Consider the following 18786-nt stretch of genomic DNA (forward strand, 5'->3'; position numbering starts at 1 on the left):
TCCTTTTCCATCTGTAAGAGTATGAGGCGAGTATGGCACGCAGAACCAAATTGCAAGCATTTGAAATCGAAGTCGAAGAAGCTCTTGAAAAAGCAATGAACTTTGATTTTGATAACACAGAGATTGAGAAAATAATATCAAGTGACTCTGACAATCTAATTAATGTAGATGATTTGATTCAAAAAATTGCGACTTCAGAAGAAGAAATCCTTTCTGAAAATGAAACTTCAGTTCTCACCTCATCTAATATTCATGATAATGCTGTTGTTGATGAATCAGTTGCTGAATTACTTTTTGGCCAAAAACCGATTCATGAACTTTCAGGTGGAACTGTGCGTGATACACTATTACCCACACACCCTCTCCCTGCTAATGATGATATAACAATACCTTTCAATTTCACATCACTGAAACAAAATGCTGTTTCTCGAATTTATTGGAGCACAACAGCTCTCAGCGCTCTATGGGTAACAGGAGGTGCTTTTATTGCTCATAAATTAGCTCCTTCTGGATTAAGTTCTTTAGCAAATATCATTGCCTTTGTTACATCTCCCCTTGGATTAGCTGTAGCAGCAGGAACTACAATCCCTATCCTTATGTCTTGGGGCGGAGCCCAACTAATAAAACGTTCAAATGAATTGCGTAATATTGCCATTCTTATGACCAATGCTGCACAACGCCTTAGCGAACCACAGAATATCTCTGAAAAGCAAGCAATTGCTATAGGCCAAACCATTCGTAAAGAAGTGGCTGCAATGAATGAAGGAATCGAACGCACCCTCGGTCGTGCTGTTGAACTCGAAGCTATCATTCAAAGCGAAGTTCATAATCTTGAACGGGCCTATTCTGAAAATGAATCACGTATTTATACCTTAATTAAGGAATTAAATAATGAACGTACAGCAATCTTAAACCATGCTGATCGCGTACAAACAGTAATCAAAGGAACACAAGAGCAACTGAGTGATGAATTTGACTTAGCTACTTCCAAAATTGCCACCAATGTCGAGAAACTTGCGCAAACTCTTACTCAAACATTACAAAAACAAGGAGAAGATCTTGTTAAGAAGCTCTCTTACGCAGGTGACGGTGTAACAAATCAGCTCTTTGAAAAATTTAATGAAACAACATTACAAGTTCAACAGAAAAATACAGAATTTTTTCATGTATTAGGGAAGACTTTTGATACTTTTTCAGAGCGTTTTGATAATAATGAAAAACAATTAGCAAAAACTTTCGATGAAACAGCCACTAAAGCTGAAATGCACATTGCTAAACTTGCAACACGTATACAAACTGCAACCGATCAAACTTTATCCAATGTTGATGAGAAATTTAAAACATTAGATGAAGCAATTATTGACCGTAATAATCAATCATTACAAGATTTTGATGAAAAAATTATGCAGCTTGATCAACAGGCATATAAACTCTCTTCTAAATTTGATAATATCACCTCAGAAGCAATTGAAGCGTTTGGAAATCGTCTTGTAAACGTTGACTTATCTCTTAAAAAACACAGCGATACCATTATCGAATCCTTCGTTGCTCGCAGTAAAGAATTAGAAAATAATGCTGAAAAGCTTAGTAGCTTTCTGGAAGCTCACGCCTCTCAAATCAACGTAAATCTTAAAGAAATAACTACTGATATTACTGATGTATTTACAAACGGACATGATCAGATTTTTTCTGCAGTTAATGCAAGCAAAAAAGTTTTGCAAGAAGAAATAAAAAATGTTGATAATGCAATTATTGACATAATAAATGAACGCTCACAAGACTTCAAAACACAAATTGCCAATCAAAGAGATGTAATGGCGATTATGCTCGATAGCGAAAAAAATAAAATTGCTGATACATTAAAAGATCAAATTGATGTATTAACAAAAAATGTTTCAGATGTTGAAAAGATGCTAAGTCAGAATATTCAAATTGTTGATCAACATGCTAAAGATCATGCGACTAACATAGTTCAATGTACAGAAAAACTACAAGAATCCATCACACAAAGCTGTGAAACAACTAAAAATGCTGTAGAAGAACAAATTAAAAATATTGATATACGTGCCGATGCCCTTCGTGATTCCTTGGCTATTAATAGTTTTTCTCTTAATGAAATTCTTGCAGATCAAGCACGTGTACTTGAGCAACGTATAGAAACAATTCACAATCTCATCGCTAAAAGCGATATACATGTTGATATGGCATTAAAACAACAAACAGACTTAGTTGAAAATGCAATTATTAATAGTAATAAAGTCGTCACAGAAACTGTTCAAAACCATATAAAAAATCTTGAAGGACATACTGATCTCCTTAAGAATACTCTTTCTCAGTCAAATGATGTACTCCTTGATACTCTTCAGACACACGTAGGATTATTCGACGAAAATTTGGAAAGCCGTGCACGTCAAGTTTTTGAACGAGCCGCTACATTGGAAGAAACGTTATCCGAAAAACTTGAGAAAGTATGCGAAACTATTGACATACAAACATCCACTTTTGAGGAACGATCCGATAGCCTAAAAAGATCTATGATCCTTAATAATGAACATAACCAAACAATCCAAAAAGCGCTGGAAGAAAGCGCAGATAATATACGTATCTCATTAGAAAGTTCTGTTGATACAATTACAGGTAGCGTACAAGAAAAGTTCATCAATATTTCTGAAAAATTAGCATCAGCAATGGCTAATGAAACAGAAAAGTCAGAGGCTTCTCTTGTCGCTGCTGGTAATCAATTTATTTCATCTTTTGCAGATGTTGCTATCAAAGCAACAAATATTATCTCAGAATCTAGCAACCGTATTACATCAAATGTTGAACAAACAGCCCATGAAACTAGTGAGAAAATCGTTTCTACCCTAACTGAACAGACAACTCATACTGCAAATGCCTTCGCAACAGTAACTAATAATGCACAAGCACTGATTAATGAAACAATTCACGCTTCAGCAGAAGCAGTTAATCAATTACTCAATGAACGCTCCAATGTTCTTCATCAATCGATGTTAGATTTTGAAAATAATTTAAGTCATCAATTAGCTAATGTAAACAATCGCTTAGAAGAGGCAAAAGATCAAACATCCGAAAAAATTTCAGGCCATATGGCGCAATTAACGGAATTAACAGGTTATTTGAATCAAGCTGCATACAATGCAACTGAATCCATTGGTAATTTAACACAGCAAATTGGTGAACAGCTTTCTCTTTCAACACAAGAAGCTGAACAAAGAATTTATGCGCAAAATGAATCCTTAGTGAATACTCTTACACAAAAAAATTCCGAAACTATTCAAACCATGGCTACTGTACAAGAAGATCTTATCAATAATGTTTCAGCTGTGCTCGAACAATTAAATCAGTCCATTTATAATATTCATGAGAATAGTAACATATTGATATCAACGGTTCAAAGTCTTGATGGTCAGTTAAATGAAACTGCAAATAATTTCTTCCATAATACCAATCAAGTAGCAGAATACTTATCAACATCAAATCAAGAGCTCAATAGCAACGTAGAGACTTTACAAGGACTTTCTCAAAATACATTTGAGCAAATTAGTCATATAACAAATAATTTTGGTGAACATGCTAAAACTCTTTCTGAAGCTATTCGAGTTTTTGAACAATCAGAAAACACACTTAATATAACACTCCAAGAAAAGCAAAACGCACTTTCTGTATTAAGTAACGCTCTTGTTTCAAAATCTGATGAAGTTAATCAACTTATAAAACATTACGAAAATGTTCTTAGCTTAACCTTTGAACGTACTGATGAAAATACACGTAACTCGACACATTTAATGCAACGAACACTTCATGAATTGATTAATGAAGCTTCAACACGTTTTTCAGAAGCTGCAGAAAATATACGCTTTTCAGCCAATGAAATTCGCTCAGAATTTTCAAAAATTAATAACGATATTGATGAAAGTATTCAAAAATTACCAGAAAAAGCCAAAGAAACAACACAGACAATTCGACATGCCTTAAGTGAACAAATTACAGCACTAAAAGACTTGACAAATATTATGCAAAATACTGAAAAAGACCAATCAGCACCAACAATAGCCGCGTTGTTAACGTCAAATAGTGTAACTCCTGAAATCAATAAAAAAATAGTACCACCACAACCTGTTGTGCAAACAGGGCAAAACAAAACAAAACAAAACAAATGGGTATCAGACCTTTTAGAAAGAGTCTCACGTGAAGAAATATTATGTTCTGAAAAAAATAACAATTTCTCTTCTTCACCAGAACAAAAAAAATCTGATTCTATGAATGGATCTCTTAACTCATTAGTAAATGGTATTGTTCAAACCATTAATCATAATGCGGCTGTTGAGTTATGGAATCGTTATAAACGTGGACAAAAAAATATCGAAGTTGAACATCTTTATACACCGAATGGAAAAATAATATTTGAAACAATTAGAAAAAAATATCTAAATAATATAGACTTTAGAGATTCAGTTAGTCAGTATATTTCAGATTTTGAAAAATTATTACGTGATATATCTCGCAATTCTGGAGATATCCGTTTAGCTCGCCAATATCTGACATCAGATACTGGGAAAGTTTATACTATGCTTGCTCATGCAAGTGGACGAATTCAATAAAACAAAAAGAAAGGTGAAAAAGAGAAAATTTTTCACCTTTTTTCTTTTCAATTTTATCTATTTTACGTAATTATATTATATCTTTACTGAAAGCTTAATCTATTTAAACTTAATAAATAAACATCATAAAACTTTCCGTCAGAAGGATAAAATAATACTACTAATATTAATGAACTTATCAATTAATACACTCTCACAAATTGGTTTAGCAATCTGGAAAAATAACTTATCCTTACACTTTAATATGAAAAAAAATCAGAGCCTGTAGTAGATAAAATTGATTATAAATAACAACGCTTCTGTAAATATATACTAACTCGGATATTATAAAAATGTCTAAAAAACAAAATAGCAATACTCGCCTGCAACAAACTGAACTTGAAAGTGCAGCACTTTTTTATCACCAACATCCAAAACCTGGAAAACTAGAGATACAAGCAACAAAGCCCTTAGATAATCAACGTGATCTAGCACTTGCTTATTCTCCAGGTGTTGCTGCACCATGTCTTGCCATTTATAATGATCCACAACTTGCATCTCAATATACTTCTCGTTCTAACTTAGTAGCTGTTATATCAAATGGAACTGCCGTTCTTGGCTTAGGAAATATTGGCCCACTTGCTTCCAAACCAGTTATGGAAGGAAAAGCTGTTTTATTTAAAAAATTTGCAAATATTGATGTTTTTGATATCGAGCTTGATGCTCCCGATATCACAAAAATGGTAGAAATTGTGTCTGGATTAGAACCAACATTTGGTGGAATCAATCTTGAAGACATTAAAGCTCCAGAATGCTTTGAGATTGAAGAACAACTTCGTGCTAAAATGAATATTCCGGTTTTTCATGATGATCAACATGGGACTGCTATTATCGCTTGTGCTGCTGTATTAAACGCCTTAGGTCTTGTTAACAAAAAAATTGAAAATGTAAAAATAGTTTCCTCAGGTGCAGGCGCAGCTGCCTTGGCCTGTATTAACCTTTTAGTCTGCCTTGGAGCAAAAGTTGAAAATATTTGGCTTAGCGATTTAGATGGTGTTGTGTATAAAGGTCGCAAAACACTTATGGATCGTTGGAAAATTAACTATGCACAAAAAACTGATGCGAGAACCCTAGCCGACATCATTGATAATGCAGATATCTTTTTAGGTCTTTCAACAGCTGGAGTTTTGAAACCTGAATATTTAAAAAAAATGGCTTCAAAACCTTTAATTCTAGCGCTTGCCAACCCAACACCGGAAATTATGCCAGAAGAAGCAAGCGCAGTACGACCCGATGCAATGATCTGCACAGGACGTTCCGATTATCCTAATCAGGTTAATAATGTTATCTGTTTTCCTTATATTTTCCGTGGTGCATTAGATGTTGGTGCAACTGCAATAAATGAAGAAATGAAAATGGCCGCAGTTCATGCGATTGCTGCCCTTGCTCGTGAAGAAACTTCAGACGTTGCAGCATGTGCATATTCAAAAAAACCACCTAGTTTTGGACCAGAATACCTCATTCCTTCGCCTTTTGATCCGCGTTTAATACTACGCATTGCCCCTGCTGTTGCCAAAGCAGCAATGGAATCAGGTGTAGCAGCACGACCCATTGAAGACATGGAAGCCTATCATGATACCCTTAATCGTTTTGTATTCCGTTCTGGTCTTATAATGAAACCTGTTTTTGCAGCAGCCAAAACAGCAAAATGTAAACGTGTAATCTATGCTGACGGTGAAGACGAACGTGTTCTTCGTACCGCACAAATTGTTCTTGAAGAACAAACAGCTATTCCTCTTCTTATTGGTCGCCCACATGTAGTAGAGACAAGATTAAAACGCTTTGGTTTAAAAATTCGTCCTGGCATAGATTTCGAAATCACAAATCCAGAAAATGATCCACGTTTTCGTGACTATGTTAATTTATTTCTACATTATACAGGCAGACGTGGTGTTTCACCTGAAGTTGCGAAAACAATCGTAAGAACATCAACTACAGCTATTGCAGCTCTTGCAGTTATGCGTGGTGAAGCTGATGCAATGATTTGTGGTCTAGAAGGACGTTTCGAACGTAATCTTGAATTAATTGAACAAATTATTGGACTTGACCCAAATGTTAATCATTTTTCTGCAGTCAGTCTCCTCATCTCTACACGTGGCACTCTCTTTCTAACGGATACTTACGTTAATGAAAATCCTTCTGCGGAAGAAATAGCAGAAATGACAATCCTAGCAGCACAAGAAATTGAAGCATTTGGTATAAAACCAAAAGTAGCTTTATTATCACATTCAAATTTTGGTTCTAAAAACACAGCAAGCGCACGCAAAATGCGTCGTGCTACCGAAATCCTTGCTGAATTATATCCAAATTTAGAAGCAGATGGGGAAATGCATGGTGACGCTGCACTGTCCAAAATTCTTCGTGACCGTGTTTTCCCTGCTTCACGCCTTACAAGCGAAGCTAATTTGCTGGTCTTTCCAACACTTGATGCTGCTAATATCACGCTTAATATCGCCAAAAACTTAACAAATGCACTGCATGTAGGTCCTATTTTGATTGGAGCTGCACGTCCCGCACACATTCTAACACCTTCAGTAACTTCACGAGGTGTTGTCAATATGACAGCTCTTGCAGTCCTTGCTGCAAATAGAAAAAATCTTACAATAAAACAAATGAAAACAAAAAATCCTCACGTAAATAAAACTTAAAAGCCTTTTATAGGAACACTTGAGAGACCAAGCTAAATTTATTGTAAATTCATTTTCAATATTGAAAAGACAATTGTATTTTGGATTAAGTCTTTTTTTTTAAGGTAAAAAAGGCTAGATAGAATCGCAATTGAAGTTTTTGATAAAGCTACTAACATAATAAGGAATCATACATTGTCTTCTACTTTTGACAAAGTCGCTGATATTATTGCAGAAATTAGTGAAATTGATCGCAGCATGATTACACCCGAAAGCCATACAATTGATGATTTAGGAATTGATAGTCTTGATTTTCTTGATATTGTTTTTGCCATTGATAAAGCCTTTGGAATTAAAATCCCACTAGAACAGTGGACACAAGAAATCAACGAAGGTTCAATTACAACTGAAGAGTACTTTGTTCTCAAAAACCTTTGTACAAAAATTGATGAACTCATTGCTTTAAAACAAGCTGACTAATTTTTTTGCTATGCAGAATCATGCTGTATTCATTACTGGTATAGGTATTATAAGCTCTTTAGGTGAAGGGGCTATTCATCATTGGAATCAATTAAATAACCCGGCAATTAAACCGAATCTTGATTGTATAACTTTTGCACCCTATGCTGTCCACCAATTGACAGAAGTTGATTGGAATCTGCAAATCCCAAAACGAAGCGACCAACGGCAAATGGGAATATGGCAACGCCTTGGTACCTATGCAGCTGGTCTTGCTCTTGATGATGCAGGTATGAAAAATGATCAACAGTTAACATCAACAATGGATATGATCGTAGCAGCGAGTGGAGGAGAACGTGACATTACTGTCGATACACAAATTCTTGCAAAAGCACGTACAATCACTCATTATGAACCTATGTTAAATTTAACCCTTTCGACTGAACTTCGGCCAACTTTATTTTTAGCGCAACTATCAAATCTTCTAGCTGGAAATATTTCTATTGTTCATAAAATAACTGGATCTTCTCGTACCTTTATGGGTGAAGAAGGAAGTGGACTTTCTGCTATTCAAATTGCTGCTGCACGTATTCGCTCAGGACAAAGCACACACGTACTGGTAGGTAGCTCCTATAATGCACAAAGCTATGATATGCTGTTAGCTCATGAGCTTGGAGGGCTCTTAACACGTGGTGAATGGACACCAGTTTGGTCTCGTAAAAATTGCTCTGGTGGTGGATTAATTACTGGCTCTGGTGGTGTTTTTCTTGTTCTTGAAAATGGTGAACAAGCCCAAAAACGCAATGCACGTGTTTATGCTGAAATTAGTCAAATTATCACGAATCAAACAAATAGAACAAAAAATTCCCTTAAAGATACAATTACTACAATGTTAAAAACAGTAAAAGCTGAATCTTCCTTTATAATTTCAGCTGCCTCAGGTTGTCATGATGTAACACGAGCAGAACAAAGTGCTCTTGACAATGCTAATATATTTTACCGTGGTATTACGACATTATTTGGCTATATGCGAGAAGCACAATTTCCTTTAGCGCTTGCATTAGCGGCTATTGCTGTTAGAAAAAAACGTAGCTTTCCATCCCTCAGTTCTCATGAAAAGTTATTTTCTGAAGAAATACGTGAAGCATTTATCACAACCATTGGTATAAAAAGAGCTGAAGGTATAGTGCGCCTCACTGCTGCATAAAAGAAAGTTTCTATGATGAAATATAACGATCATCTCGGACGTCCGCTTGTAGCAATCACTGGAGCAGGAGTTGTAACATCACTGGGACAAGGAAAACAGGAAAATTGGAACAAATTAATTAATGGTGTTAGCGGCATCCATAAAATTACACGTTTTCCTGTTGAAGGATTAAATACACATATTGCAGGAACAATTGATTTTCTTGAAGAAAGTACAATCAGTGCTATAGCTCTTTCCGAAAAATTAGCGCATCTTGCTGCAGAAGAAGCTTTAGAACAAGCAAAACTTGATAAAGAAGATTTTAATGGACCATTGTTTTTGGCTGCTCCTCCAGTTGAACTTGAATGGAAAGCGCGCTTCGCTCTTGATAAAGAAGTAATATCTAGTCATGAGCCCACTTATGCACATCTTCTTGAAGTTTGTAGCCAAAAACCTCATCATGAGCTTTTTGAAACCACTCAATTTGGGACAATTGCAGAAAAAATTCAAGAAAGATTTGGAACAAAAGGACTTCCCATTACGCTTTCAACCGCTTGTGCATCTGGTGCAACAGCTATCCAGTTAGGTGTTGAAGCAATTCGACGAGGTGAAACAGATCGTTCCCTCACAATTGCCACTGATGGTTCGGTTTCAGCGGAATCCCTTATCCGTTTTTCACTATTATCTGCTCTTTCTACCAAAAATGATCCAGCAGAAAAAGCAGCAAAACCGTTTAGCCGCGATAGAGATGGTTTTGTGATGGCAGAAGGATCAGGTGCTCTTGTCCTTGAGTCTGTTCAAAGTGCTTTAGCTCGTAAAGTGGAAATTCTAGGAATTTTGGCAGGCTGTGGAGAAACAGCCGATGATTTTCATCGTACGCGTTCAAAGCCCGATGCCTCGCCTGCAATTGGAGCAGTCCGTAAATCTTTAGCTGATGCAAAAATAACTATCAATGAAATTGATTACATCAACGCGCATGGAACCTCTACACCCGAAAATGAAAAGATGGAATATCTAGCATTATCAACAGTTTTTGGTGATATTTTAAAGAACATTCCAGTCTCTTCTAATAAATCAATGATTGGTCATACATTAACTGCTGCAGGAGCCATAGAAGCTGTTTTTTCACTTCTAACCATCCAAACAGGGATACTTCCCCCTACAATTAATTATGATGATCCTGATCCTACAATTCCTTTAGATGTCGTTCCTAATCATAAGCGTAAAGCTTGCATAAATGCAATTTTATCCAACTCATTTGGTTTTGGAGGTCAAAATACTAGCCTTGTTATTACAGCGTATAAAGGATAATTATTTAAATCGATCTGAAAACTATCAATCTTTATAGACATTCAAAGAGAATAACGATGCGTGCACTGCAACTAATTAATGAGCGCCAACTTAAAATTACTAATATTACTCCACCACCACCACCAAATCCGGGTGAAGTCACAGTACGTATAAAGGCCATTGCTCTTAACCATATTGATGTATGGGGATGGCGCGGTATGGCCTTCGCGAAAAGAAAAATGCCACTTGTTATAGGTGCAGAAGCTTCTGGTGAAATTGCTCAATTAGGAGATGGCATTGAAAATTTGCAAGTTGGGCAACTCGTTTCAATTTACGGAGCTCATACTTGTGGTCTATGCCAAGCCTGCTGTGAAGGGCGCGATAATCTTTGCGATCATGTAAAAGGTGTATATGGTTTTCATCTTGATGGATTTGCATGTGAACTCGTCAATCTGCCAGCGCATTTATTAGTCCCAGCTCCTTTAGAATGTGATGAAATAAAAGCAGCTGTTGCTCCTATTACCTTTGGAACCGTAGAGCATATGCTGTTTGATAACGCGAAATTACAAGCTGGAGAAACAATTCTAATACATGCGGGTGGTTCTGGTATTGGATCAGCAGCTATTCAGATTGCAAAAAACACGGGATGTACAGTCATCACTACAGTGGGCTCAGACAACAAAATTAAAAAAGCACAATCTCTCGGAGCAGATCACGTTATTAATTATCGTAAAGAACGTTTCGAAGGTATTGTTCGTAAATTAACTCAAAAAAAAGGTGTTGATGTTGTTTTTGAGCATGTAGGCGCTGATACATGGGCAGGTTCTATGCTAAGCATGAAACGTGGAGCACGTTTGGTAACTTGTGGTTCAACTTCTGGTATTTCAACATCTATGAATTTAATGCAATTGTTTCAACAACAACTGAAAATATTTGGTTCATTTGGTTGTCGTATGGAGAATATGACAAACGCCATGCAGAAAATGGCACAAGGAATTGTATATCCTGTCATTGATACAATTATTAACTTTGATAAAATCGACATAGCTTTAAAACGCATGGAAAGCCGTGATGTTTTTGGAAAAATCATCCTAATGATCAATTAATTATGATAAAGTATTATATTAAATTTTTAATGTATCGTATTAAAATTAATACAAAAAATTATTTTAATTTTTTGTGGGCATACCTATTAACCGGTTTTTTAACCATTTTACGATATCTTCCTGCTAATATCGGTTTTTCTTTTTTTTCCTGGTTAGCAAAAACATTTGGCCCTTTTGTACCTCGTCATAAAATTGTACTTTCTAATCTTAGAGCTGCGTACCCAGAAAAGACAGAACAAGAATTGCGCACAATTGCAATAGAAATGTGGAAAAATATGGGGCGGCTTCTAGCCGAATACGTTTTTCTTGATAAAATTTTTGATTTCGATCCTAATGCTGATAAGCCAGGATTGGTTGAAGTCAACGGCATTGAAATATTTCAACGACTAAAGAACGAAAAAAAACCATATATTTTTTTCACAGCCCATACTGGAAATTTTGAACTCCTTCCTATATGCGCTCAAAGTTTTGATCTTAACGTTACAGTATTATTTAGGCCTCCCAACAATCCCTATATTGCAAAACAAGTTCTTAAAGCTCGCAGAACCTCTATGGGACATCTTGTACCATCCAAAGCTGGCGCAGTCTGGACACTGGCAGCTAAATTAGCAAAAGGTGAAAATATCGGTGTTCTTGTCGATCAAAAGTTCCGTCGAGGTATTCCTGGAAAATTTTTTAACCGACCAGTTAAAACAAATCCTTTAATTATAAAACTCGCTCGGCAATATAATTGTGATATTTATCCAGCACGTTGTATCCGACTCACTGAAGGGCGTTATCGTTTAGATTTATATGAACGTGTAGACTTACCTCTTGATGAAAAAAACGAAATTAACATAGCTGCTGCCACACAAAAATTAAATGATATTGTTGAAGCTTGGATACGTGAATATCCTGAACAATGGATGTGGTTTCATAGACGTTGGGATGTATAATTATACCAGGATAAAGAGACATTAATGCTAGCATCAAAAGATATTAATGACCTTATTTCAATTGTAACAATATTACGAAATCGTGAGAGTGGTTGCGCTTGGAATATAAAACAAACTTTTGAGTCTATTATACCTTATATGCTTGAAGAAACTTACGAAGTTATTGATGCCATTGAACGAGGTAATCGAACAGATCTTTGTGAAGAACTCGGCGATCTTCTTTTACAGATAGTGTATCAGGCTGTGATTGCTACAGAAGAAAAAAGTTTTACTTTTGAAGATGTTGTTTATGCAATTACGGCAAAAATGGTTCGCCGTCATCCTCATGTTTTTGGAAATGCAGAGCAAAGAAGCCGTGGTTTTGTAGAAGGAATGTGGGAATGTATCAAGAAAATGGAAAAAGCTGAACAGACAAAACAATATGGAGAAATAAGTGTACTAGATAATCGACTAACAAGTTATCTTATCCAAGTAAAATCAGCTCAACCAGCAGATCAAGAAGCACTCGCATTACAAAACATAGCTGCTAAAGTTGGTTTTGAGTGGTATGAGAGTGATCAAATTTTTGCAAAAATCAAAGAAGAACTCAATAATCTCAAAGAAGCAATAAAAATCGAAAAAAAATCCGATATAGAAATAGAATTTGGTGATCTTTATTTCACGCTATTGAATCTCGCACGTCACTTGAATATCGACCCACAAAAAGCACTTAAAAAAACTAATATAAAATTTCGAAATCGCTTTGCGAATATTGAAGAAAATCTATCAGCTCAATCTAAAATACTAACCGATGTATCTTTACAAGAAATGGAAGATCTTTGGAATAAAGCCAAAAATAAATAATAAAAAAATAATTTGTAATAGCTTAACAGATACAATTAGAAATATTATTAACCATCTGTTATTTAACTAAATTTTATTGTATATTTCATTTATCTTATTTTGTGAAATAGGACGAATCTCTACGGACTCACCGCATCCACAGGCCGAAACTTGATTAGGATTATTAAATATAAAACCTGAGCGCAGTGTTGTTACTTCATAGTCCATCTGCGTTCCTAATAAAAATAATACTGCATTGCGTGCAACAAAAACACGTGCACCATTAACTTCAACAATATCAGCATCATGAATCTCTTCTGTTACAAGAGTTATTGTATATTCCATACCTGCACACCCACCTTTCTTAACACCAACAAGAATACCGTATGCATTTTTTGTTTCCATAATAGCTTTAACGCGATCTATGGCAGCTTCTGTCAAATTTATTACTGAAAAACGGCTCATCGTTTATTCTTCTTTCACTAAACAAAGATTTTAGCTGCAATAATGTTATTTTTTAAGATTAAAACAAACGTCGGATTAAACAGATAAAATTATGTATACATCTCTTTAGATTTTTATGGCTACTCCTTTTACCATCCCTTTAAAGTAGTTAAAAAGTTCTTTTTGTTCTATTTAATCTATAACTGTGTCAATATAATTGATTTATTCTCAAAGCAGATTCTTAGCATACACAGAAACATGAAAGAGAGTTCCTTTTCTCTTCCACCAATGCCGCAGATTCAAAATCTATCCACTTTCTCCATCATTATACTACAATAATCCTTAAGCTATGCATACAGCAGCTACTAAAAATTAGTAAATAAATAAAAAAACTTGGTAACCTAATTACTTATACCAAATAAATTATAAACACTGGATTATAAAATCTTTCTTTCATCATCTTAGTGGTTCTTTCTTGCCACAAGAAAAGTACTCTGGTAGATTTAATGTTGTTTTTTCCTTGCTTTTAAAGAAACAGTTGTTTAGTCGTGCTAAATAGTTCGGAGCGTAGCGCAGCTTGGTAGCGCACTTGACTGGGGGTCAAGGGGTCGTGGGTTCAAATCCCGCCGCTCCGACCATCCCTTTAAAATCAAGAGAAAGGATCTTTTCCTAAAGAAAAAAATTCTCCAATGTCATATGTAATTTCAAAAATCTATTCTACTTTTTCAATTATTTATGACCGTTTTTTACATAAAGAATCTTCAGAGTTTCTCTTCAAGATCATAAAAAACGCGAGAATTTTATCCCGCGTTATTCAAATAACTTTAAATTATAATTGTTCTTTTGCCTTAAGTTTTAAATTTTCTGTACATGTATTATGATTATTACTATTTTTAGTAACAGATGGCGATGCTTGCACAACTATTTTTCTTGGTTTTAATTCAGCTGGCATTTCCCTTTTAAGTTGAATATGGAGAAGACCATCACTCAGTTCAGCTCCAATAACTTTAACATGATCAGCTAAATGAAAACGACGTTCAAAAGCACGTGAAGCGATTCCTCGATAAAGAAATTCACGTCCTGCACCATCATTTTCTGGCATTTTCTCACCCTTAATGGTTAGCTGATTACAATGTATTTCAATATCGATTTCATTTTGTGAAAAACCAGCAACAGCCATAGAAATTCTATAAGAATCCTCACTTAAACGCTCAATATTATATGGTGGATAAGAAGAAATATCATCCAATTGTGTCCTGGAATCAAACCAATTAAGAAGATGATCAAAACCTACTGTTGAACGATAAAACGGAGAAAAGTCTACTTGACGCATAAGTTTGCCCTCCTTTAGAGCGACTATAATTGATCCTTCAAGTCTTCAAATGACAGATATATTTGCAGACCAACAGTCCCATTATGGCGACTGTAATGTTTATTTGGGAATAAATCTTTTTTATTTCAACTCTTTTGTATCGTAATTTGCAAAAATACAATAAATAACTGTTTTTTAACCCTTTATCAGCATTACAAGTAACAAATTTTTTATTTTGCATCAACTTGTGCACATACCATCAACAAAGGATGCCTAATTGAAAACACCTCTTTATTCTCTAGACTATAATTCTTCTCTCTCTAATATGTGTAGTAGCTATTTCAAAATAGCTAATGATTGTCAGATTCGTTTTGCAATAACAAATTCTGCAACAGAAAAAGCTAAAGGAACAGTTATTATTCTCAAAAACTATGTAGATACTTTAGAAGAATATTTTTTACCAATGAATGAAATCTCTCAACGCGGTTTTTATACCACAATATTTGATTGGTTTGATCAAGAAATAAACCAATTTAATAAACAGAAATGGTATCGACATAATTATTTTAATATTAATAACTATATCAATAACTTATCTGAATTTCTTAAAATAATTATTTATCCTAATTATCCTCCACCTTACTATATGCTTACTTATGGTATGGGAGGAGTAATAGCACTTAGCGGGCTAAGCCTTATCAATCATCAATTTAACAGAATGCTTTGCGTTTCTCCTCTTTTTGCTCCGTTAGGCAATAAAACAAATAGTTTTCAACATAAATTAACACAATTTTTTTCCGATATAGGCCTTGGCTTTTTACCTGTTAAACATGGAAAAAAATTAAAACAGGAAAATACGCAATCTTTTAATCCAACCACATCCCAATGGTTGTCCTCAACACTCAATGCGATCGACGCAATGAAAACAAATATACTTCATGGAAAGTTACAAATCCCAACACTGTTTATCCTTGCTAATCAAAATAATATTGCGAATAATATTGAAGTGCGACAATTATGTCGATCAACACGTTTAATAGACAGTATTACAATTATAGGAGCTGAGCTTGATACTATTATGCATGAAAAATACTATTGTAAACAATTTTGGGCTGCATTTGACTCTTTTATTTCCCAAAGCCATTAAGAATATAAAATTTTCCAATAAATACATAGTTTTCATACTATCAAAGGCATTGCGTTATCACATAAACTTTCAATATAGAAAATAATTAATAAGTTTTTAATATTAGCAGCTCCTACAAACTGATATAATAGCGAAAGTATATAATCAATATAATAAGAATCAGAAGAAGTGAAAAGAAATAAAGCCCGCAATTAAGTGAGCTGAAAACTTATAACTATCTGATTCTTAAATAAAATTATGTGCATAATGAATTAAAAAATTAAAAATAATAATGCGAATTCTGGATAACAGCTAAGAAATTAACCATTTCGCCATTCATTTTGAGTAATACGTATTTTATAGCTTTTTCTATAAATGCTCTCATTGTATAAATCAATATGATAAATTCTGATAAATAAAGTAACTGGACATAATGATGAAACGAATCTTGCTTGCAGAAGATGATAATGACATGCGTCGCTTTCTAGCAAAAGCACTCGAACGTGCAGGTTACGAAGTTACTGATTTCGATAATGGCGTTAGTGCATATGAATGTTTACAAGAAGAACCATTTTCTCTTCTACTTACCGATATTGTGATGCCAGAAATGGATGGAATTGAATTAGCACGACGTGCAACTGAAATTGATCCTGATTTACGAGTAATGTTCATTACAGGCTTTGCAGCAGTTGCATTAAATTCAAATCATGATGCTCCTCCTGATGCTAAAGTTCTTTCTAAACCATTCCATTTACGTGAATTGGTTAGTGAAATCGAAAAAATACTTATAGCTGCTTGAAAAAGGTGTTTTAAATTATTCGTAATTTTATTATAAAAATTCAATCAAGCATTAACATTTATAGTTTTATATGTGATGCTACCATTATATAATGGGCGTGTAGCTCAGCGGGAGAGCACTACGTTGACATCGTAGGGGTCACAGGTTCAATCCCTGTCACGCCCACCAGATTCTTTTATTAATATGTAAGAAAAGATGCAGAAATTAGAGTTTTATACTTTCTTCTAACAAGATATTGTCAATCAATACCTTTTTTGAATTGTTTTTCCGTTTTTATAAGTTCTTTAATTTTTATAGCTTAATCTTTTTTTAATAAAAGAACTAAAATCAAAATTAAGATGTAGAATTTTCAAACTTATCTATAATCTGTTATGTTTTTCTATCTTTACTTTTTTCAATTGATTTTTTTAAACTTTTCTGTGTCTTTTTTTTAAGAATTATTGTAAATATAAAAATAACTTTTCAATACAATAAGTGTAAAATTCTTAGAAAAGATTACTCTCTCTTCTTAAAATAGAAACGTTATCTTAAAATTATATCGCCCAATAATTTTTTTATATTTCAAAGTACTCCTCTCAATTATAACTCATTATATTTTAATTGCACTGCTTTGGACTGTAAGCCTTCTTTTCTTCTTGATAGATTTTTCTTTTCTTTAAATTATAAAGTTTAAGTGCATAAAAACAAATAACAAGTGAAGAAAGCCAAATAGCACCTATAATCAACACTGATCTCGTATTATCAAAAAACCACAATAAAACAAAAATAAAGATCATAAATAAAGTAGCAAAAATTGATCCTATTGGCCAAAATGGCATTGGAAATTTTAGATCAAGGTGTTCTTCTGAAGACATTTTAAGCCGCATAAAAATTTGCGAAAGCAAAATCATCTTCCAAACAAAAACTGTTGCAAATGTCGCCATTGCTGCAATGAGAAAAAAAAGATGATTATGATAATAATAATTAAGAATAACACCAAAAAGAAATACGCTAAATATGAGTAAAATAACAAAAATCGGTACACCGTTTTTTGATAAATACTGGAATTTTTTAAATGCATAACCTTCCTGAGACAAACCATGTATCATGCGAACTGCACCATACATTTCGCTATTAATTGCAGAAACCACAGCTGTAATAACAACAATATTAAGAATATGGGTTGCTGACGAAATACCAAACCTTTCAAAAATTGTAATAAAAGGACTACTAATAAGGCGGATTTCATTCCAAGGATAAAGTGACATTAAAACTGCTAAAGTCATAACATAAAAAAGCAAAATTCGAATTGGAATAGAATTAATTGCTCTCGAGATTGTTTTATTAGGATCCTGTACTTCCATTGCTGCCATTCCAATAATCTCTACGCCACCAAAAGCAAAAACAACAACACTAAAGCAAGCTAGAAAACCAAACAAACCATTTGGAAATACTCCACCATTTTGCCATAAATTATGAATGCCAATAGTAGAGACTGTATTTGTATTCGAATCAAAAAAAATAATTGCTATGCCTAAAATAATCATAGTGATAATGGCGATAATTTTTATGGAAGAAAGCCAAAATTCTAGCTCACCATATACTTTCACTGCTGTTAGGTTAACACCGGTAATGATAAATGTAATGCTCAATGTCCATATCCAAGGAGCAACATCAGGATACCAAAAATTCATATAAGTTGCAAAAGCCGTAATATCAGCTAAACCAACAAGTACTACCTCAAAAACATATGTCCACCCTGTTAAAAAACCAGCTAATGGCGATATATAAGTTGTAGCGTAACGAGCAAAAGAACCAGGCATTGGATTATGAATAATCATCTCACCTAAAGCACGCATAACTATAAAAATAGCTAAACCAGAAATACAATAAGCAATTAAAACACTTGGACCAGCAAGATTAATCGCTTGAGCAGATCCATAAAAAAGCCCTGTCCCAATAGCAGAACCAAGAGCTAAAAATATAACCTGACGCTGATTTATACCCCGTTTAAGCTTATTTGTTGTCATTTCTATCCTT

13 protein-coding genes and 2 tRNA genes are annotated in these 18786 nt (G+C 34.3%); 12 read left to right on the forward strand and 3 right to left on the reverse strand.

Annotated features, from left to right (window positions below; genetic code table 11):
• Positions 1-32: 32 nt before the first annotated feature.
• The 8 genes from M4Z11_RS03130 (at position 33) to mazG (ending at position 13107) form a co-directional block, all read left to right on the forward strand.
• Positions 33-4622 carry a hypothetical protein gene (locus M4Z11_RS03130; protein WP_249676134.1) on the forward strand — a complete coding sequence of 1530 codons (4590 nt, stop codon included), beginning with the start codon at positions 33-35 and terminating at the stop codon, positions 4620-4622.
• A 332-nt stretch (positions 4623-4954) separates the two neighbouring features.
• Positions 4955-7309, forward strand: coding sequence for an NADP-dependent malic enzyme (locus M4Z11_RS03135; RefSeq protein ID WP_249676135.1), 2355 nt, complete (start codon positions 4955-4957; stop codon positions 7307-7309).
• Positions 7310-7483: 174 nt separating this feature from the next.
• Positions 7484-7768 (forward strand): acyl carrier protein, encoded by a 285-nt coding sequence (locus tag M4Z11_RS03140; protein ID WP_249676137.1) that lies wholly within the window; start codon positions 7484-7486, stop codon positions 7766-7768.
• A 10-nt stretch (positions 7769-7778) separates the two neighbouring features.
• Positions 7779-8954 carry a beta-ketoacyl-ACP synthase gene (locus tag M4Z11_RS03145; RefSeq protein ID WP_249676139.1) on the forward strand — a complete coding sequence of 392 codons (1176 nt, stop codon included), beginning with the start codon at positions 7779-7781 and terminating at the stop codon, positions 8952-8954.
• Positions 8955-8969: 15 nt separating this feature from the next.
• Positions 8970-10244 carry a beta-ketoacyl-ACP synthase gene (locus M4Z11_RS03150; protein ID WP_249676416.1) on the forward strand — a complete coding sequence of 425 codons (1275 nt, stop codon included), beginning with the start codon at positions 8970-8972 and terminating at the stop codon, positions 10242-10244.
• 56 nt (positions 10245-10300) lie between these two features.
• Entirely contained in the window at positions 10301-11329 is a 1029-nt protein-coding gene (locus M4Z11_RS03155; protein WP_249676141.1) for a zinc-binding dehydrogenase, read from the forward strand.
• Positions 11330-11334: 5 nt separating this feature from the next.
• Complete coding sequence (locus M4Z11_RS03160; RefSeq protein ID WP_249676419.1) at positions 11335-12264, forward strand: lipid A biosynthesis lauroyl acyltransferase; 930 nt, start codon at positions 11335-11337, stop codon at positions 12262-12264.
• A 24-nt stretch (positions 12265-12288) separates the two neighbouring features.
• Complete coding sequence (gene mazG / locus M4Z11_RS03165) at positions 12289-13107, forward strand: nucleoside triphosphate pyrophosphohydrolase (protein ID WP_249676143.1); 819 nt, start codon at positions 12289-12291, stop codon at positions 13105-13107.
• A gap of 66 nt (positions 13108-13173) precedes the next feature.
• Here the strand turns inward: mazG and M4Z11_RS03170 are convergent, their stop codons facing one another.
• Positions 13174-13551: an iron-sulfur cluster assembly accessory protein gene (locus M4Z11_RS03170; protein ID WP_249676145.1), complete on the reverse strand. Its 378-nt coding sequence runs from the start codon at positions 13549-13551 to the stop codon at positions 13174-13176.
• A 540-nt stretch (positions 13552-14091) separates the two neighbouring features.
• Between M4Z11_RS03170 and M4Z11_RS03175 the strand changes: the two genes are divergently transcribed.
• Positions 14092-14168, forward strand: a tRNA-Pro gene (locus M4Z11_RS03175).
• 191 nt (positions 14169-14359) lie between these two features.
• Here the strand turns inward: M4Z11_RS03175 and M4Z11_RS03180 are convergent.
• Positions 14360-14863 (reverse strand): Hsp20 family protein, encoded by a 504-nt coding sequence (locus M4Z11_RS03180; protein ID WP_249676149.1) that lies wholly within the window; start codon positions 14861-14863, stop codon positions 14360-14362.
• 256 nt (positions 14864-15119) lie between these two features.
• Here M4Z11_RS03180 and M4Z11_RS03185 point away from each other — a divergent pair, with 256 nt between their 5' ends.
• The 3 genes from M4Z11_RS03185 to M4Z11_RS03195 all read left to right on the forward strand — a co-directional run bounded on the left by M4Z11_RS03185 (position 15120) and on the right by M4Z11_RS03195 (position 16935).
• Complete coding sequence (locus M4Z11_RS03185) at positions 15120-15989, forward strand: serine aminopeptidase domain-containing protein (RefSeq protein WP_249676154.1); 870 nt, start codon at positions 15120-15122, stop codon at positions 15987-15989.
• A 415-nt stretch (positions 15990-16404) separates the two neighbouring features.
• Positions 16405-16767: a cell cycle two-component system response regulator CpdR gene (gene cpdR / locus M4Z11_RS03190; protein ID WP_035006684.1), complete on the forward strand. Its 363-nt coding sequence runs from the start codon at positions 16405-16407 to the stop codon at positions 16765-16767.
• A gap of 93 nt (positions 16768-16860) precedes the next feature.
• A tRNA-Val gene (locus M4Z11_RS03195) sits at positions 16861-16935 on the forward strand.
• A gap of 428 nt (positions 16936-17363) precedes the next feature.
• Here the strand turns inward: M4Z11_RS03195 and M4Z11_RS03200 are convergent.
• On the reverse strand, positions 17364-18776 hold the full coding sequence (locus M4Z11_RS03200) for an amino acid permease (RefSeq protein WP_249676158.1): 1413 nt from the start codon (positions 18774-18776) through the stop codon (positions 17364-17366).
• Between the last annotated feature and the right edge of the window lie 10 nt (positions 18777-18786).

Source organism: Bartonella bilalgolemi, assembly GCF_023500045.1.
Lineage (GTDB): Bacteria > Pseudomonadota > Alphaproteobacteria > Rhizobiales > Rhizobiaceae > Bartonella > Bartonella bilalgolemii.